Here is a 16,719-nt window from a genome sequence, read left to right on the forward strand (position 1 = left end):
TCCCTACTGCTCACCCTCCGGGCGAATCTTCATCTCGGAGTTCTTCCACAGTCCGGAGCGCTGGATGATTTCCTGGTCGATGTCCGCCTCGAGCGGGGCCTCGCCGCGGGAGTTGGTGCGCAGCTCATACTTTTCAATGGAGCCCCAGTCGCGCGCCCAATCGTTGTTGAGGTAGCTCGGGATCTCATAGGAGTAGTTCACTGCCTCCGCGGTTGCCAGCGCACCACCACCGGAGAAGGACTGGAAGTCCGTGAGGGAGGTCTGTGCGGCGGCGTCGGGAAGAATGCGGAACTCCGGAATCTCGGTCACGCCGGCGTAGTGGTCGAAGGTGCGCTGGCAGGGGAACTGCAGGGCCACGGACCAGTCGAGGAGTGCCGGGGTAGAGGAATCGAACTGGGAGTTGATGGTGGCAAGCTCCGGGACGCGCGGCGGGGTAAACGCCATCCAGTCGTCTTCATCGGTGGAATCGTCTACCGCAACGAGGCGCACAACGTTGGCCTCCTCTGGGAGCTCGTCCAGAGCAATGCGGAGGTTGCGCCATTTGGGGGTCGCGCCGACGTCGGAAAGCTCGGCCTCACCCTTGTTGGTGACCTTGCCGTCCTTGAGGGTGCCGTACTCCAAGGTGAGCTCGGTGCCTTCCTGCTCCACGCCGTTGACGTCGTGGTGATAAATCTTACCGGCGGCAGAGACCGCGAGGACGGGGGTGTTTTCTCCCGGCTCCGGCAAGTTGTACCACTGGGTGGTGATGGTAGCGGTGGAGCGCTGCGACTCATCGTAGGAGCCCATGACCGGGACCTTCGTGTAATCCAGGTTGAAGGGCAGGTGCATCTCGGAGCCGTTGATGCCCAGGGTTCCGCGCACGCCACCGGCGGAAGAGTCGGTGACTTCGGTTGCCTTTTCCTCGGATTCGGTGAGTTCCTTTTGTTCATTGGACGCAGCCGAGTCATCACCTGTGGTGTTGGCAATGGCGCCTACTGATGCCGAGTTGAGGTTCTCCGGCTCAATATCTTCCTTGATCATGTTGGGGCCGAAACCGAAGTTGTCCTCATCCTCATCAACCAGCGAATCCTTGAGGTCGCCATTGACCGGAGTGAGGAAGGAATCGTTGGTGTTGGTTTCCACCATGGTGGCATCTGCCAGCGAGCAGACATCGCCGCGCAGGGATGCCAGGTTGCCCTTGCCCACAGAGTAGGAATCCGCCTGGGCCACGTAGCCCTTGGCAAAGGAGGCGCAGGAGAAGGCCACGATGAGGATGCAGGCCATCGCAATCGGTGCGGACATGGCGCCTGCCCAGCGAGAGACCTTGGCGGCGTTGGCGGCCTCGAATTCCTCGAGGGTGCCGTCGGCTTCAGCCTTGTTCTTGCGGTAGCTGTGGACGAGAGATTGGTAAAGGCCAATCGCTAGGACCACCATGGCGATCGCGAGAACCACGGTGTTGGCCTCGATGGCCTTGAACTGCACCGTGCGGTCCCACCACGGGATGCCGAAGGAGGACACGTACCACCAAGCGTTCCAGCCACCCAGGGAGATGGCGAGGAGGAAAATCACCGCAGCGATGGAGAAGGTCCGGGCGCGCGGGGAGCGCATGGCGATCTGGGAAAGGACCACCGAGCCCAGCGCGGCGATGACACCGGCGATACCGGCGTAGATACCGAAGTGGTGCGTCCACTTCGTCGGCGTGAACATGAGGAAGAAGGCCGAGAGCGCCATGATGGCCAGCAGGCGCTTGGTGGGATCTGCCTCCGCACCGACGACGCGGTGGTTCTTGATGAAGGCGTAGATGATGAGCGCCAAGCAGAAAAGCATGGTGAACATGGCGAAACGGCGCGTCAGGGAGCCATCCACGGAGGGCTCGAAGAGCGTGGAATAGCGCACGAACTCGGAGTACCACGGCAGGGACGGGCCGACCGCGGAACGCACGCGAGTGGATTCGATGACTGACGCTAACGTTTGGTCCCCGAAGGCGGCAACCATAACCGCAGTGCCGCAGGCCAGGAACGGGGCGATGAGTGCCGGCCAGGTTACTGCGGGGGCGCGCGTGCCCATGATGCGGAACAGCGCGGGCAGGCAGACCAAGAAGATGCCTACCGCGGTCAGGCCGGTGGGGCCAGCGGCCAGGGTGATGGTGGCGATGATGGTGCCCACCGCTGCTGGCAGAAGGCGCTGAGTGGAGATGGCGCGCTCGAAGGAAGCCCACGTCAGCATGACACCGAGGGCCACGATGGGCTCTGGACGTACGCCGTTGTTATAGGGCAGCCAGAAAGCCAGGAACATGAACGCGGCGGTCCAGTGCGCGAGGCGGCGCTCGTTCACGCGGGCACCGAAGCGCGGGAGCATCTCGCGGGACAAAACGAACCAGATGATAAGCGCCGAGATGAGCGAGGGCAGGCGCACGATGATGGAGGCGCTGGAGATTTGCGCCAGCCATGCCACGAGGTCGTAGTAGGGTGTGCCGAACGGTGCCTCGGGGACGCCGTACCAGCGGTAATAGTTCGCCATGTAGGTCGCGTGATCGGAAACGCGCCCCATGGTGAGGATGAAGCCATCATCGGAGGTATTGGCGCCGAAGATATACCACCAGCCGAGTACAGCTGCCACGACTCCATCGAGCGGGCGGATCTGCTTCCAGGTTTCGGGCATGAAGCCCAGGCGTGTGCCATCGAGGCGGTCAATCCGCCACAGGCAGACCAGGCTGATGACTACCATGGCCAGGCCCAGCCACATGGCGATGAGCTTGAGCGGTGTCGGGGAGGAGGTAAACCGGGAGTTGATCTCGACGTGGATGCGGAGGTCGTCGCCAAGCTCGGCGAGGTTCTCCGGAGTGTCGTCGATCTCGGTGTAGACGCCGGTGACCTGCGGGCGCAGATCCTCCTTGGTGGTCTTCTTGTGCTTGCCCACGGAGACGGTGGTCCCGTCCTCCGTGGAGGCGATGCTGAGGGTGGCGTCCTCTGGCAGCTTCGCCACCTGCTCGGCCGTAAGAGAGAAAATGACCTCATCGAGGCTTGTCACCGAGAGGCCATCCTCGCCGGCGCGGACAAACATGCCGCGGTTGGAGGCCTTCTTGGACTCCGGGGGCACGGTGCCGTAGAGCAGGTCCTGGCCATCGCGCAGCTTGTCGACGGCTCCCAGGGGGATCTCTGCATCAATTTCTTCCGGCGCCACCGAGATGAGCGGGGCGTTGATGGACTGCAGGGAGCCCTGCTGGGGCCAATCGAAGGAGGATTGGGTCTGGTTCACCGGCAGCAGCGGCGTCGCCACGAAGCACAGGAAACCAATGAATCCAGCGATGATGGCGGTGAGTCGCAGGGACTGCGGTGCACGTAATGAAGAGGTTTTCCGATCTGACACGGCGATCAGTCTACGTCACCGCCTTGGCTTCTTAAGATCGCGCCGCCACGATGAAGGGGCCGATTTGTTGCGTGTTCCACCCTTCCTCAAAGACCTCCGGGTTGAAGAACACCGCGCGGTAGCGCACGTTGGGCTGGTTGGGGTAGATGTCTTCAGCCAAGTGCGTCTTATAACCATCGCCGGGCTCTTCTAGATCACCGCGGAAGATGAGGACGTCCGGCCCGCGCCACGGCGCGGACTCAAGCGACTCCGCAAACTCTTCCGGAGTTTGTTCCCAGGACTTGGAAGCCCACTCCTCGATCTGCAGGTTGCGGGTGCTGAACTCTCCCAGCGGGTTGGCGTAGTTACTGGTGAAGGCGTTGAAGCCGTAATAGGGGTTATAGGCCATGAAGAGCTTCTCATCGGTCAGGACAACCGTGTCGTTGGCCTCGTAGCCCTGGGCATCGATGAATTCACGGATCTTGCCGTAATTAGCGGAAGAATCGCTGGTGTAGCGGTCCGCGCGCTCCCCGTAGCCGTCGGTATCGGTATAAGCGTGGTCCAAGGCGGTCACGTTCGTTGCCGGGATCTGCTGCGCATAGTAAATACCGCCCAGCCCCATGATGATGGCAAAGACCAGGGTCACGCGCTTGCTGGTGGCTTCAGAGAATCCTGCCGGATAAAGCGTGGGAAGGCCCATGAGGCGGACGTCGGCCAGCGCGAGAATGCCGGCCGTGGCGAAAAGCACCGCGACGATAAGCTCCAGGCGGAAGCCCAGCAGCGTGCTGCCGGCAAGGGTCATGACCATGGAGGCCAGAGTCCACAGGTAGGTTCCGACAAGCGCGGTGCCCATGGCTCTGATTTCGGGTTCGTCAACGCGCAAGATGAGGTAGATCAGGCCAATAAGGCTGAGGGCGCCGATGACGGACAAGGAGAGGAAGGGCGCCGGGATTTGGGTGCCTTCCTCCGGCAGGTAGTGCTGCGCGGTGGATTCTAGCGGGGCGGTGGCGTGCAGGACGGCGTGCAGATACGGTGCCCAAGCAATCGCGGCGATGGCCAGGGATCCGGCCGCGATGGCGGCGAGGCGCACGAGGGGAGTCCACGTACGGTCGCCCACGCACGTGACGAGTGCAATGAGGCTGACGATGGTCAGCGCCACGGCGCCCGTGTACAGCGTGTAGAAGCAGGCTGAGATTCCCAAGTAGATAGCGATTGCGGCGGTGGAGAACCAGGAAGCCCTATAGAAAGCGTGCGAACACAGGACGGCGACCGCTGGGACACCCATGGCGATGACTGCGGAATAGGGCTCCTCAGCACCGATGGTCAGGGTCACCGCCGTGGTGGTCAAGGCAATGGCGGTGGCAACGGGCAGGGATCCGGTAAGCCGTTGCCACAGCGGAACCAGGATGCACCCGGCCATGGCCAGGGAGATGAGGCTCCAGGGTTGGTAGACCTCCCAGCCCGGCATGTTGAGAAGGTTGGCGAGCCGCCCGCCCATCCAGAACCAGCCCAGCGGGTAGAAGGTAGGCAAGCCCTCGTAGTTCATGTCCGCATAAGAGCTGGCCTCTGTGGCGCGGGTGAGGAATTGGGTGCGGAATACCTGGTCGACTTGGACACCGTCGAGCCACAGGCGGGAGGCCGAAAGAGGCAAGCCGATACTGGTTAGTGTGAGCAGCGCGGGCGAAATGTAGCACACAGCGGTGGTGAGCCACGTCCGCCAACGGGGGCGCGGCGAAGCGCCAATCACCCACCACGCGCACAGAGCTCCCACCAGCAGAACGGTGAGTGCAGTTCCCGCCGTGCTCAACGCGCGGGTCACCATCGACGTACTGAACGCCGGGAGGGAGACCGTCTTAAAGGCAAAGAAACCAATCAACGTAACAAGGCCGCCACCTACAGCGGCGGCGGCAATGCCCACGAGACTGGCGCGACGCGAGAGGCGGTCGACGTCATATTCAATGGTGGGAGACTCAGTCATGTAAGTAGTCTCCCACACGCCGTGGACTTAGCGGAACTTTAGAAAGGCAGCTTCCGGAAGATTGCCTGCGGGATGAACTTGAATCCCAAGGACACGTACTCAAACAGCGGGTGCACGAAGATGGACTGCTTGCCATCCAGCACCGCCTTGACGGTGGCCTTAGCCACGTCGGAGACGTTGACGGTCAGTGGCGCTTCGCCGGCTTCCGCCGACATCTTGGTGCGCACCTGGCCCGGGCGAACTACGAGCACCTTGGCGCCGGAGCCGCGCAGGGCCTCACCCAGGTTGATGAAGAAGCCATCCACGCCGGCCTTAGAGGCGCCGTAGACAAAGTTGGAGCGGCGCACGCGCATGCCGGCGACGGAGGAGATCGCCACGATGGTGCCGTGGCCCTGCTCCTTGAACTTCTGGCCGAGCAAGACGCCGAGGGAGACCGGTGCGGTGTAGTTGGTCTGGGCGGAGGCGACCGCCTTGGCCTGGTCCTGCCACAGTTCTTCCTGGTCACCGAGGGTGCCGAAGGCGATGATGGCAACGTCGACGTCGTCGCGCTCAAAGGCGCGCTTGACGACGTCCCCGTGGCCCTCGAAGTCAGTCGCGTCAAAGTCGATGACCTCGACGTCGCCACCGCGGGACTCGATGGTCGCGCGGGCATCCGCGATGCGCGGGGAGTCGGCGCGTGCCGCGAGGGTGACCTTGGCCGGGCCGCGCTCGAGGAATTCTTCGACGATGCCCAGGCCGATTTCGGAGGTGCCGCCGAGAAGGAGGATGTGTTGTGCTTGGCCTACTGCATTCAGCATGAGGGTGTTCCTTTCTAGTGCAGCTCGAGGCGGCGGGACATATCGGAGGCGAAGACGCCGGTCGGGTCGATGTCGTTGCGGGTCTTGAGCCAGCCCTCGAGGCCCGGGTACATCTTGTGGAAGTTCTCCGCCGAGGTGCGGGACTCCTTGGCCAGGTAGAGGCGGCCGCCGAATTCCATGACGCGCTTATCCAGGTCGTCGAGGAAGGCGCCCAGGCCCGGCTTGATGGGGAAGTCCACGCAGACATTCCAGCCCGGCATCGGGTAGGACAGCGGGGCCTTGTTACCCGGGCCGAAGAGCTTGAACACGTTGAGCGCGGAGTAGTGTCCGGACTTCTGCATGTCGCGGATGATGTCCTTGAAGGGCTCGACGGCGTCGGTCGGCACCACGAACTGGTACTGCAGGAAGCCGTTGGAGCCGTAGCCACGGTTCCACTCTCCGATAAGATCCAGCGGCTGGTAGAACTGCGTGAGGTTCTTGACCTGGTTACGCGCCGGGGCGCCCATGAGGTAGTAGGCCTCGCCGATAGCCATGAGCGAGAGCTTGTTCATGGTGAAGTTCGGGAAGATATCCGGAACCGTCATCAGCTGCGGGGCATTGAACTTCAGCGGGTCTTTCGCCAGCTTCGGGGCGAGCTCCTCGAGCTGCTCCAGGGTGGCCAGGGAGCCGCGGGAAATGGTGGAGCGGCCCAGCTTTGGTTCCGGGGAGATGACGTCGAACCACGCGGAGGAGTACGTGTAGTTGTGCTCCGAGCCATCGGAGTGGAAGGCCACGGTTTCATCGAGGTTATCCGTGCGGTCGGTATCCGCGATGAAGTAGGCGGTTTCCGTCTTCGTCATCTTGATCTTGGCGCGCAGGATGATGCCGGTCAGGCCCATGCCGCCGACGGTGGCCCAGAAGAGATCGCTGTTCTCACCTTCCGGTTCCAGGTGTAGGACTCGGCCGTCTGCCACGAGCAGCTCCATGGAGGTGACGTGGTCGCCGAAAGAACCGGCGGAGTGGTGGTTCTTGCCGTGGATGTCCGGGCCAATAGCACCGCCGATGGTGACCTGGCGGGTACCCGGCAGAACAGGAACCCACAGGCCGTAGGGCAGGGCGGCCTTCATGAGCTGGTCGAGGGTGACACCACCGTCGACGTCGACAATGCCCGACTCCGGATCGATGGAGTGGATCTTGTTGAGCGGTTGCATGTCGATGACGAGGCCACCGGCGTTCTGCGCGGGGTCGCCATAGGAGCGGCCCATACCGCGGGCGATGACGCCGCGGCGCAGGTGGGAAGGCTTATCAGCATTGTCCTCAGCCACCTGGGCGACGGCGGTCTTGATGACGTCGACGTCTGGGGTGGACAAAACGTGGGCGGTTGTCGCCGCCGTGCGGCCCCAACCGTGGAGGGACTTCTCAGTAGTATGCAGTTCCATCTCTTACTCTTTGATTCGATGTGATGGGTCGGTTTTCTACACTACCTAGGCGGTAGTGCCTGTGGCGGGAGTGAAAACGTGAGATTAGGTACAAAAGCCAAGTAAACGGAACGTTTGTATTGTCCGAGTCTGTGGTTTTAGTTCGGAATTAGTACAGATCCATGATCTCTCGGATTTCTTCCGGCAGTTCTTCTTGGGAGCTAATCTCTGGGCCGTCATACTCACGCAGGATCTCATAGACGCGGCCGCGCGAAGTGGAATCGAGGATGGGAAGTTCCTCGGCGATGAGCCGCGTCATAAAACCATTGAGCGGTAGCGACGTGTGTTCTGTCGCCAGAAAGTGGCCGTGGCGCTTGTCTTCCTCGGCGCGCTCATCTTGCGCTGCTCGCTGTGCTGGGGTGAGGTGCTCTTTTTTAGAGGAGTACATGCACGGTAGCCTACCGCCCGCTTAAAGTGGGGCGGTATGACTTCTCCCAAGCAAGATAATTATGCGCTGGATGACACCCTTGCCGGACGCATCATCCAAGCCGCGGCCGTGGGCATTATGACCGCGTTCCCCGACTGGATTAAGAATAAGACTGCGCTCGTTCTCGCCTATGTGCTGTCAATCCTCGGGTTCGGCGCACTCGTGGCCATTACTAATGCCGAGAGCCACGAGGACCGGCCGGAGCCGGAGACTCCCGATGTCCCCGTGTGGGCCATCCCGGTTGCCTTCGGCATTCTGCTGCTGGGCGGATGGATCACCGTAAAGACTGAGCGCAGCGTGGTGCGATTTATTCGCCGCCGCGGGGTGGCAAGACCCTGGACCGTCTGGGGTGGAATCAGTGCCGCCATCGTTTTCATTCTCAGCGAGCTTGAAGCACGCGAGCTCACCGCCCGCAACTAAAAGTGCGTATGGTGGGGCACATGAGCTCAAAGGTCACAGATTTGGCGCAGGTCCGCGCCAATCGTGGTGATTCTGCTCGAACCCTGCTGTGTCAGGTATCTAACGTCCGCGCGGATGCCGAGGTTCACCGTCAGATCGGTTTTTCCGATGCGCTCACGTTGGAAGAGCTCCACCATATTCTTGAAATCTGCTTCGGGCTGCCGCACGAGGATTCACCGTGGCACTTTTTTGAGCACACAGATGCCCGCGGCCAGCGCATCGATCCGAACCACACCGTGCGCGAATTCTTGAGCCGCGAAGGCGAGCAGGTTGATTATGCCTGGGGGCTGTGGGATTTCGAGATTGTTGTGGTGGAGACCTACCCGCGCGATAGCGGGACGCCGGAGGCCCTGTGCGTGGGCGGTTCCGGTTCTTTCCACACACCCTTCGATCTCACCGCCGTGAATGCGGAGCTCACCGGTCAGGAAACAATTGATGAGGTTCTGGAACTTGTGGCTAGTCCCGTTCGCGCGCTGATTGAAAGAACCCGGCTCTATGACTTCGTTCCACTTCTCCAAGCGCTGGATTTGAAGCGTGAGGTGAGCATTGATGCTGGGGTGTTTCGCCAGCTGCGCACTTTGCCGCGTGAGGTGACGAACGAGGGTAAGGATGCTTTCTGGTCGTTGGCTCTAGCGCTGTCCTGCATGGGCGGGCGCGAATTGACCGATTCCGTAGCGGAGACCTCTATGGCCGCGCTGGGGTGGGTCGACGATGATGGCGAGGAGCTGCGTGGCCCGGAAATTCGGGAGCTGTGCTTGGCTTCGCTTAAGGTGCTTTCTTCTCTCGGCGCCTATGGTGAAAACGCCGTCGCGCCCGTGGACCGCCTGGACATTTACCGCGCTCTTGTCCGCGGGTAGAGTATTTCGCCGTGACTGAACCTACCTCTAGCATGAAGACCCAACTCGTGCGCTTCGTATCCGTCGGTGTTTTCACTGCGGCGATTGATTATGGCCTTACCCTCTTTCTGACGTACCTAGGCCTGCACCGTTCTTTGGCGAAGGCGATTGGCTGGGTCTTCGGCACTATCGCCGCCTATGTGGCGAATGCCCGGTGGACTTTTGGCGCCCAGGTTTCTGGTCGCACCGCCGGTGCCGTGGGCTTGTTGTATCTGTCTACTTTCGCCGTGCAGAATTTCTTGTATTGGGTGCTCAACGCCCCGCTGATCAGCCTGGGCTTCGACGGCGCACTCAAGGACACCATCGCCTTCGTCATCGCACAAGGCGTGGCCACGGTGACCAACTTCGCCATTCAGCGCGCCTTCATCTTCAAAGGAAAGTAACCATGCCCGGTCGCGCCGAACGCCTCTCACGGTCGAATTCCCTGCAGGCGCAGGGTACGAAGTTCGCGATCACGGGGGCTATTGCCGCGCTTATCGACGTCTCCCTGACCTGGCTCTTTCAAATTGGTTTAGGTCTGTTTGGCGATGTGGCCTCGAGAACTATTGGCTTTGCCGCCGGCACCTTCGTGGCTTATTTATTGAACCGGCGGTGGACCTTCAACGCGCGGGCTTCGAAGCGCCGCTTTGCTGCCGTGTTTGCCACCTACGCCATGACCTATGCGATCAACATTGTGCTGTATCGCTGGGCTTTCCCCTTCTTTGATCACACGCTGGACTGGCCTTCGTCCTGGGCGCTGACAGTGGCTTTCGTGATTGCCCAGGGCACGGCAACGCTTATCAACTTCTTTGTTCAGCGGTGGGTGATTTTCCGCAGCACGCGAAAGTCCTTTGAGTTTTAGGGCCGGCGGAAGTCTTCTTTGCGGCCGCGGTTGTGGAGGCGCAGCCATTCCATGAATCCCTTCACGTCGTGCTGCTGCACGATGAAGAACCAGCCGAAACGCGCGAATTCCTGCGGCAGCAGCTTGCGCATGCCGCGCTGCCACAGAAGGTAGCCGCGGTTGCGGTAGGTGAAGAAGCGCTTGAACTCGCCCTCCGGATACTGCGTGTGCATCTTGCCGCCGAGGATGGGCTTGAATTCATCGGAGCCATCCGGGTGCAGGTAGCTGGTGGTCAGCGCGGTGCCGAAGCTTAAGCCTGAGTTGACCAGGCGGCGGTGGTACTCCACTTCATCGCCACGGATGAACAGGCGGTAGTCCGGTACGCCGATGATCTCCATGGCTTCGGCAGAGATGAGTGCCCCGTTGAAGAGAGAGGCAATGCCGGGGAGGAAATCACCCTCTAGTTCGCTCATGTAACGCCGCCACACCAGGCCCTGGCGCAGTGGGAAAGCCAGCTTGGCGGGCTCGTCGATATTGCACACGGCTGGGGAGACTTCGTGGAGGCTGTTGTTTTCCGCAACTCGGTAGAGCTCCTCGAGCACGTGGTGGTCGGCGGGGCGGCCGTCATCGTCAGCACACCACACTGCATCCGCGCCGAGGGCCAGAGCTGTCAGGAATCCCAGTGCAAAGCCGCCCGCACCGCCAAGGTTGGTTTCCGAAGGCACGTAGACGCCGCGCTCGCCGGCGAGTTCGTGGAGGAGATCCTCTACTGCTGCTTCCGCACCGTTATCCACCACGATCACCCACTGCACCGGGTGTGTCTGGTTCACCACCTGCTCAAGGGAGGCGCGCAGCAGCTCCACGCGCTGGTGGGTGACGATCACAGCGGCCGTCGTTCCGGCCTGGGACAGGGTGGCAGTCATGGATTCTATTGTGCCATCCGTGATGAGTTATACGATGCTGCCATGGCTGTAAAAAGTATCGAAGAGATGTGGGCTCCATTCAAACTCACTGTGCAGGTTGGCGAGCTGACCTTGCGGGTGCTGCGTGATAGCGACATCGCCGCCATCCACGGTGTTAGTGCCACTGAGATTTTTGGTGAGCCGCTTCCGGAGTACACGTTCCCGTGGTTGAAGCAGAAGCCGGACCCGAGTTTCCGGTGGGCGCACCGTGCGCAGATGTCTCCGGAGGAGTGGTCGTTGGACTTCGGCGTGCACCTTGGCGGTGAAGTCATTGGTTCGGTGGATCTGCGGGCGCAGAATTTTCCCGATAACCATGAGGTCGTAACCGGATCGTGGATCTACCACCGTCTTCAGGGTCGCGGGATAGGTACGCAGGTCCGCCACGCCGCTGCGGTATTTTGCTTCGAGTACTTGGGCGCGCGCCAGCTGCGCTCCGAGTGGGAACTGGGCAATGAGGCTTCCCAGGCTGTATCGCGCAAGCTGGGCTACACCATCGAAGGAAACAAGGCCGTGCTGCGCAAAGAGGATTATCAGCCGGGGCCGGAAGTGACTGTGGCCGGGATGAGTGAAGAGCTGCGCGAAATGCTTGGGTATTAGCTCTAGACGTTCTCCTCGTTGTCGAAGCGCTTGCGCAAATCCCGCACGTACTGGCCCACCTCGGGGCCTTCGTACTCGCCGACGACCTCGGAGACCTCGCCTACCGAGCGAATCTGGCCGTGGTCGATCCACAGGGCGGTATCGCACAGCTGCGCCAAGAAGTCGTTGGAGTGGGAGGCAAAGACTAGGATGCCGGAGCGCTTCACCAGGTCCTGAAGACGGACGCGGGCCTTGGCCATGAAGGCGGCGTCGACGGCGCCGATGCCTTCGTCGAGAAGCAGGATCTCCGGCTCAATGGAGGTCACCACGCCCAGTGCTAGGCGCACGCGCATACCGGTGGAATAGGTGCGCAGCGGCATGGAGAGGTAATCACCCAGCTCAGAGAATTCCGCGATCTCATCCATCTTGGCCTTCATCTGCTTGATGGTCTGGCCCAAGAAGAGGCCGCGGATGATGATGTTGTCATAGCCGGAGACCTCTGGGTCCATGCCCACGCCGAGGTCGAAGACCGGGGCCACACGCCCGCGGACGTCGGCAGCGCCGCGCGTGGGTTCGTAGATGCCGGAGAGCAGTCGCAGCAGAGTGGTTTTGCCTGCGCCGTTGTGGCCGACGAGGCCGACGCGGTCGCCCTCACGCAGGTGGAGGTTGATGTCTTTGAGCGCTTCCACCATGACCACGTTCTGGTCATTCTTGCCAATGGAGCCACCGGCCGTGGAGAGCATCGCCTTCTTGAGGGAGCGGGACTTGGCATCAAAGATGGGAAAGTCCACGCAAGCGTTATACGTATCAATGGAAACCATGGACGATCCTTTCTAGACCCAGTAGGAGACGCGGAAGCGCCACTGGCGCATGGCCAGGCCGGCGATGAGCAGGCCGGCGACGGTGCAGCCGATGACGATGAGCCAGTGATAGCCGGCGACGGGCTCGCCGATCATGGGGGCGCGGATGATCTCCATGTAGTGGTAGAGCGGGTTGATCTCAGCGATGCGTGCGCGGCTGGCCACGGCACCTCCCTGATCCTTCAGGGTGTTGGTCATCCACACGATCGGCGTGACGTAGAAGAGCAGCTGGGTTAGGGCCTCCAGCAGCGGGGCAACGTCACGGAAACGGGTGGCGATGATGCCGAAGAACATGGCTACCCACACGCCGTTGACTAGGAAGAGTCCTAGCGCCGGGATGAACAGGAAGAACTCCCAGCCCAAGTGGCGCGGGAAAATAAGAATGAGCAACAGCCAGATGATGAGGTTGTGACCCAAGAAGAGGGTCTGCCGCCAGACCAGGCGGTAGACGTGTACCGACAGTGGTGCGGGCAGCTGTTTGATCAGGCCCTCGTTGTCGATGAAGACCGTCGAGCCTTCCTTGATGGCACCCGAAATGAAGTTCCACATAATCAGGCCCACAGTCACGTGGGGCAGGAACTCTGCCACGGGGATCTGGAAGAGCATGGAGTACAGCAGGCCCAGGGCCGCGGCCATCACGCCGGTCGCGATGGTGATCCAGAAAGGCCCCAGCACCGAGCGGCGGTAGCGCTGCTTGATGTCTTGGATGCCCAGCTTGAACCACAGCTCGCGCTGGCGAGCGCCTTGCAACAGATCAGCGAAGGCCGCCGACATGGTCATGGAACGCGAGGCCGGCTCCTCACCGGGTGCAGGCGCGGAGGTCATGCGGGCGACGTCGTCACGCAGGTTTTTCTTGTCTTGCACGCCATTCACCCTAGCGCGCACATCCGCTAAAAACCTACACACACGCCCTTAACCTGGGAAAACACGAGCGAGCTGGGAAAATCGAGGGTTAGGAAAGATTTACGTGGGGCGTATAGAGTAGGGAGTCGATCGGACGATTCGAGGAAGGGTTGAAGCATGACGGAACAGTATGACGTCGCCAGCGTGCGAGGTCTTTACACTGGTCTGTCCGATGGTTGGACCTACCTGAACGCGCACGCCGCGCCGCAGATTGCGGAACGCGTGGCCTCTGGGGTTGCCCGTTCTTTCCGCTTGTCCGCCACGGTGAAGCCGCTGGAGGATGCCGTGGGCGCGCACTCGGCGCATCACGACCCCGGGGAGCTCCACGCGGCGGACATGTATGACTCCGCGCGCCGGGCGGTGGCGGATCTCACGGGGGCGACAGCGCAGCGCGTCATCCTGGGCCCGTCGCTGCCGGTGCTGTACCAATCCTTGGGTGTCGCACTGCGCCCGCTCCTGCGCCGCCAGTCCTCGGTGGTGCTCTCCCGTTTTGATTCCCCGGAGTTTACGAGCGCGTTTGAGCACCTGGGTGCCGATATTCGGTGGTCGCAGCCGGACTTGGGAACTGGCGAGCTGCCGGCGTTCCAATATGCCGATCTGGTTGATGGTTCGACGCGTTTTGTCGCCTTTTCTGCCGCCCACGAGCTGCTGGGCACGGTCACGCCGGCCTCGGAGATTATTGATTCGGTCCATGAGCGTTCGCGCGCCTGGGTGCTTGTCGACGTTTCCGCTATCGCCCCCTACCGCCTCCTCGACTTTGACGCGATTGGGGCGGATATCCTCGGCGTGGATGTGGGCGCTCTTGGTGGTCCGCAGATGGCGGCGCTGGTCTTCCGCGACACCGCGATGTTCCGCCGCCTCGATGAGCTTGTTGTTGGCCCGGTCTCCGCGGGCTTGGCCGGTGGCGTTGGTCCCCTGGTGGATCATCTGGCAGAACTCGCCGGTGGGGAGCGCGGTTCGCGCCGCGTGCGCCTGACACGTTCGATGGAAGCCCTCTCCGGTTATATGGAGGATCTCACCGGGGATCTCTACAGCCTGTTGGGCACGCTGCCGGCCGTTCACGTCCTGGGAGTGACAGGGGAAGCGGCAGCCGACGCCTCCGATGACCGCCTCCCACGCCTCACCTTCGCTGTGCGGGACGTGCCTGCGGATGTGATTCACCGTCGCCTCTTTGACAATGGCCTGGTGACTACCATCGCCCCGCACACTCCACTGCTCACGGAGATGGGCGTGGAGGAGGTCGGCGGTGCCGTCACGGTCTCGCTGAGCCCGTTCAGCACGTACCACGACGTAGAGCACCTCACCCGCGTCGTGGCGTCGCTGGCTTAGACCTCGAGGACGAGCTTGCCCGTGACCTCGCCGGAGTCGAGGGCTTTGTGGGCTTCGGCGGCGCGAGCAAGCGCATACGTCGCGTGCAGGTAGTGCTTGACGCTGCCGTTCTCTAGCCAAGGCCAGACGTGTTTAACGGTATCCGCAACGATGGTGGCCTTGCCCTCCAACGAGCGGGAGCGCAGCGTGGTGCCCTGCAGGGTCAGGCGCTTGTTAAGCAGAATACCCATGTTGAGCTCGGCCTTCGTGCCACCCTGCATGCCGATGGTGACCATGTGGCCACCCTTAGCTAGCGCGATGAGGTTCTTCTTGAGGTACTTCGCGCCCATGATGTCGAGGATGACATCACATTGGTTTTTCAGCTCCTCGGCGAAGTCCTGCTCGTTGTAATTGATGAGGATGTCCGCACCGAGCTCCTTGCAGGTCTCGAGTTTTTCGTCCGAGCCAGCCGTCACGGCGACGGTGGCGCCCAGTTGCTTCGCCACCTGGATGGCGAAGGTGCCGATGCCGCCCGCGCCACCGTGGATGAGGATGGTCTGGCCTTCCGTGAGACCAGCCTCCATCGCGATGTTGGACCACACGGTGCAGGCCACCTCGATGACGGAGGCGGCCTCGGCAAAGGAATAGCCACGGGGGATGGGCAGCAGCTGGCCCTTGGGTACGGCGACGTATTCGGCATAGCCGCCGCCGGCCAGCAGTGCGCCGACCTTGGAGCCAACCTCGACGTCGGTGTTGCCTGCATCGACGACCTCGCCTGCGACTTCGAGGCCGATAATCTCCGATGCGCCCTGCGGCGGCGGGTAGTGTCCGCGGGCCTGGAGCAGGTCGGCGCGGTTTACGCCGGCGGCTTTGACCTTAACGAGGACTTCGCCGTCTTGGAGTTGTGGTTTATTGGTTTCCCCCAACTCCAGCGAGTGTGGGTCTTCCAGGTTGGTCTGAATGATGGCTTTCATGCCACACCACCGTACTTAAATCCAATCATCCTCGACGAGGAACGCATTGACCGTGATAGCAGCAGCATTGGCCTGGCCCATGGCCATCGCCACCTGTGCGCCTGGATTGACCACGTTGCCCACCGCCCAGACGCGCGGGTGGCTGGTGGCACCGGTGAGATCAGCCTCGATCAGGCTGCCGCCCATCGCCGGTGGCGGGCTATGGCGCTCGAGGTTGAGGTCAGCGAGGAACTCATCGTGGGGGCGGGGAATGGGCATGTAAAACAGTGCATCGACGGCATAGATTGTACTCCCAACCAGGACTTTTCCGTCTTGGAAGGCGGTGACGGGGCCGTCGATAAGCGCAATGCCCCGCCGAGTCAGGTCCGCGCGCTGCTCGTCGGTGAATTCCATTCCATTGGTGAAGAAGGTGATGTCCTTCGACCACTGTCGCAGAACCGCGGCATGGTGGAAGGAGAACTCGCCGATGTAGAGCACGCCGAGCTTCTTGTCCGCCACCTCGTATCCGTGGCAGTAGGGGCAGTGGAGGACCGTATTTCCCCAGTTTTCTTCCAAGCCCGGGATGTTGGGGTGCTCGTCGTCCACGCCGCTGGCGACGATGATGGAGCGGGCAGCGACGGTCTCACCGTTGCTCAACGTGGCGGTGAGCGTGCGGTCATTATCGGTGACGGAATCCACGGTGGCGTTTATGATCTGCGCGCCATAGCTGCGCAGCTGCTCCTTGCCGCGCTCCTGGAACTCAAGGGGTGGCGTGCCCTCGAGGGCAATGACTCCATGAATTTCATGGGCGAAACGGTTGCGGGGAGTGGCGGAATCAACAATGAGCACGCTGCGGCGGGCGCGGACCATGACTAGGGCTGCCTGCAGGCCGGCCGCGCCACCGCCGATGATGAGGGTATCTACTGTCTGCATGGCCGCGAGTAAACCAGAGGAGGGTTTATATGGCAATGGTTTTCATTAATTTGTGGCAGGCGT

At 61.8% G+C, this 16,719-nt stretch carries 16 protein-coding genes; 6 read left to right on the plus strand and 10 right to left on the minus strand.

Annotated elements, in window-relative coordinates:
* Positions 1–3: 3 nt before the first annotated feature.
* The 5 genes from HMPREF2978_RS10340 to HMPREF2978_RS10360 form a co-directional block, all read right to left on the minus strand.
* A complete protein-coding gene (locus HMPREF2978_RS10340) occupies positions 4–3,348 on the minus strand; it encodes an arabinosyltransferase domain-containing protein (RefSeq protein WP_070745410.1) in 3,345 nt (1,114 codons plus the stop codon).
* 31 nt (positions 3,349–3,379) lie between these two features.
* Positions 3,380–5,305 carry a galactan 5-O-arabinofuranosyltransferase gene (locus HMPREF2978_RS10345; protein ID WP_070745412.1) on the minus strand — a complete coding sequence of 642 codons (1,926 nt, stop codon included), beginning with the start codon at positions 5,303–5,305 and terminating at the stop codon, positions 3,380–3,382.
* Positions 5,306–5,343: 38 nt separating this feature from the next.
* On the minus strand, positions 5,344–6,102 hold the full coding sequence (locus HMPREF2978_RS10350; protein WP_070525064.1) for a decaprenylphospho-beta-D-erythro-pentofuranosid-2-ulose 2-reductase: 759 nt from the start codon (positions 6,100–6,102) through the stop codon (positions 5,344–5,346).
* 14 nt (positions 6,103–6,116) lie between these two features.
* Positions 6,117–7,520 carry a decaprenylphosphoryl-beta-D-ribose oxidase gene (locus HMPREF2978_RS10355; protein WP_070525066.1) on the minus strand — a complete coding sequence of 468 codons (1,404 nt, stop codon included), beginning with the start codon at positions 7,518–7,520 and terminating at the stop codon, positions 6,117–6,119.
* 148 nt (positions 7,521–7,668) lie between these two features.
* Positions 7,669–7,947 (minus strand): hypothetical protein, encoded by a 279-nt coding sequence (locus HMPREF2978_RS10360; protein WP_070525068.1) that lies wholly within the window; start codon positions 7,945–7,947, stop codon positions 7,669–7,671.
* Between the two features lie 36 nt (positions 7,948–7,983).
* On the opposite strand from HMPREF2978_RS10360, the gene HMPREF2978_RS10365 reads away from it, so the two are divergent.
* The 4 genes from HMPREF2978_RS10365 to HMPREF2978_RS10380 are packed head-to-tail and all read left to right on the plus strand — an operon-like array spanning position 7,984 to position 10,182.
* Positions 7,984–8,406 (plus strand): hypothetical protein, encoded by a 423-nt coding sequence (locus tag HMPREF2978_RS10365; RefSeq protein WP_070525070.1) that lies wholly within the window; start codon positions 7,984–7,986, stop codon positions 8,404–8,406.
* 20 nt (positions 8,407–8,426) lie between these two features.
* A complete protein-coding gene (locus tag HMPREF2978_RS10370) occupies positions 8,427–9,302 on the plus strand; it encodes a plasmid pRiA4b ORF-3 family protein (protein ID WP_070525072.1) in 876 nt (291 codons plus the stop codon).
* Positions 9,303–9,334: 32 nt separating this feature from the next.
* On the plus strand, positions 9,335–9,724 hold the full coding sequence (locus HMPREF2978_RS10375; protein WP_010188318.1) for a GtrA family protein: 390 nt from the start codon (positions 9,335–9,337) through the stop codon (positions 9,722–9,724).
* A gap of 2 nt (positions 9,725–9,726) precedes the next feature.
* Positions 9,727–10,182 carry a GtrA family protein gene (locus HMPREF2978_RS10380; protein ID WP_070525074.1) on the plus strand — a complete coding sequence of 152 codons (456 nt, stop codon included), beginning with the start codon at positions 9,727–9,729 and terminating at the stop codon, positions 10,180–10,182.
* On the opposite strand, the gene HMPREF2978_RS10385 is transcribed toward HMPREF2978_RS10380, so the two are convergent.
* A complete protein-coding gene (locus HMPREF2978_RS10385; protein ID WP_070525076.1) occupies positions 10,179–11,084 on the minus strand; it encodes a galactofuranosyltransferase GlfT1 in 906 nt (301 codons plus the stop codon). The genes HMPREF2978_RS10380 and HMPREF2978_RS10385 overlap by 4 nt on opposite strands.
* 42 nt (positions 11,085–11,126) lie before the next feature.
* On the opposite strand from HMPREF2978_RS10385, the gene HMPREF2978_RS10390 reads away from it, so the two are divergent.
* Positions 11,127–11,720, plus strand: coding sequence for a GNAT family N-acetyltransferase (locus tag HMPREF2978_RS10390; protein ID WP_083298939.1), 594 nt, complete (start codon positions 11,127–11,129; stop codon positions 11,718–11,720).
* 2 nt (positions 11,721–11,722) lie between these two features.
* Here HMPREF2978_RS10390 and HMPREF2978_RS10395 read toward each other — a convergent pair whose 3' ends face one another.
* Both HMPREF2978_RS10395 and HMPREF2978_RS10400 read right to left on the minus strand, forming a co-directional pair.
* Positions 11,723–12,520 (minus strand): galactan export ABC transporter ATP-binding subunit Wzt/RfbE, encoded by a 798-nt coding sequence (locus HMPREF2978_RS10395; RefSeq protein ID WP_010188329.1) that lies wholly within the window; start codon positions 12,518–12,520, stop codon positions 11,723–11,725.
* Positions 12,521–12,532: 12 nt separating this feature from the next.
* Positions 12,533–13,384 carry a galactan export ABC transporter permease subunit Wzm/RfbD gene (locus HMPREF2978_RS10400; RefSeq protein ID WP_070525268.1) on the minus strand — a complete coding sequence of 284 codons (852 nt, stop codon included), beginning with the start codon at positions 13,382–13,384 and terminating at the stop codon, positions 12,533–12,535.
* Positions 13,385–13,579: 195 nt separating this feature from the next.
* On the opposite strand from HMPREF2978_RS10400, the gene HMPREF2978_RS10405 reads away from it, so the two are divergent.
* The gene (locus tag HMPREF2978_RS10405) at positions 13,580–14,791 is read left to right on the plus strand and encodes an aminotransferase class V-fold PLP-dependent enzyme (protein WP_070510707.1); all 1,212 of its coding nucleotides are present in this window, start codon (positions 13,580–13,582) and stop codon (positions 14,789–14,791) included.
* Here the strand turns inward: HMPREF2978_RS10405 and HMPREF2978_RS10410 are convergent.
* Complete coding sequence (locus HMPREF2978_RS10410; RefSeq protein WP_070517118.1) at positions 14,788–15,744, minus strand: NAD(P)H-quinone oxidoreductase; 957 nt, start codon at positions 15,742–15,744, stop codon at positions 14,788–14,790. The genes HMPREF2978_RS10405 and HMPREF2978_RS10410 overlap by 4 nt on opposite strands.
* Positions 15,745–15,759: 15 nt before the next feature.
* Positions 15,760–16,656, minus strand: a complete 897-nt coding sequence (locus tag HMPREF2978_RS10415; protein WP_070745414.1) for an NAD(P)/FAD-dependent oxidoreductase — start codon at positions 16,654–16,656, stop codon at positions 15,760–15,762.
* Between the last annotated feature and the right edge of the window lie 63 nt (positions 16,657–16,719).

The organism is Corynebacterium sp. HMSC074C01, assembly GCF_001814605.1.
In the GTDB taxonomy this organism is placed as follows: domain Bacteria; phylum Actinomycetota; class Actinomycetes; order Mycobacteriales; family Mycobacteriaceae; genus Corynebacterium.

Excerpts from the sequence above, each read along its gene's own strand:
- HMPREF2978_RS10345 (WP_070745412.1), bottom strand. The coding sequence starts at position 5,305 with ATGACTGAGTCTCCCACCATTGAATATGACGTCGACCGCCTCTCGCGT.
- HMPREF2978_RS10350 (WP_070525064.1), bottom strand. The coding sequence starts at position 6,102 with ATGCTGAATGCAGTAGGCCAAGCACAACACATCCTCCTTCTCGGCGGC.
- HMPREF2978_RS10355 (WP_070525066.1), bottom strand. The coding sequence starts at position 7,520 with ATGGAACTGCATACTACTGAGAAGTCCCTCCACGGTTGGGGCCGCACG.
- HMPREF2978_RS10360 (WP_070525068.1), bottom strand. The coding sequence starts at position 7,947 with ATGTACTCCTCTAAAAAAGAGCACCTCACCCCAGCACAGCGAGCAGCG.
- HMPREF2978_RS10365 (WP_070525070.1), top strand. The coding sequence starts at position 7,984 with ATGACTTCTCCCAAGCAAGATAATTATGCGCTGGATGACACCCTTGCC.
- HMPREF2978_RS10370 (WP_070525072.1), top strand. The coding sequence starts at position 8,427 with ATGAGCTCAAAGGTCACAGATTTGGCGCAGGTCCGCGCCAATCGTGGT.
- HMPREF2978_RS10375 (WP_010188318.1), top strand. The coding sequence starts at position 9,335 with ATGAAGACCCAACTCGTGCGCTTCGTATCCGTCGGTGTTTTCACTGCG.
- HMPREF2978_RS10380 (WP_070525074.1), top strand. The coding sequence starts at position 9,727 with ATGCCCGGTCGCGCCGAACGCCTCTCACGGTCGAATTCCCTGCAGGCG.
- HMPREF2978_RS10385 (WP_070525076.1), bottom strand. The coding sequence starts at position 11,084 with ATGACTGCCACCCTGTCCCAGGCCGGAACGACGGCCGCTGTGATCGTC.
- HMPREF2978_RS10390 (WP_083298939.1), top strand. The coding sequence starts at position 11,127 with ATGGCTGTAAAAAGTATCGAAGAGATGTGGGCTCCATTCAAACTCACT.
- HMPREF2978_RS10395 (WP_010188329.1), bottom strand. The coding sequence starts at position 12,520 with ATGGTTTCCATTGATACGTATAACGCTTGCGTGGACTTTCCCATCTTT.
- HMPREF2978_RS10400 (WP_070525268.1), bottom strand. The coding sequence starts at position 13,384 with ATGACCTCCGCGCCTGCACCCGGTGAGGAGCCGGCCTCGCGTTCCATG.
- HMPREF2978_RS10405 (WP_070510707.1), top strand. The coding sequence starts at position 13,580 with ATGACGGAACAGTATGACGTCGCCAGCGTGCGAGGTCTTTACACTGGT.
- HMPREF2978_RS10410 (WP_070517118.1), bottom strand. The coding sequence starts at position 15,744 with ATGAAAGCCATCATTCAGACCAACCTGGAAGACCCACACTCGCTGGAG.
- HMPREF2978_RS10415 (WP_070745414.1), bottom strand. The coding sequence starts at position 16,656 with ATGCAGACAGTAGATACCCTCATCATCGGCGGTGGCGCGGCCGGCCTG.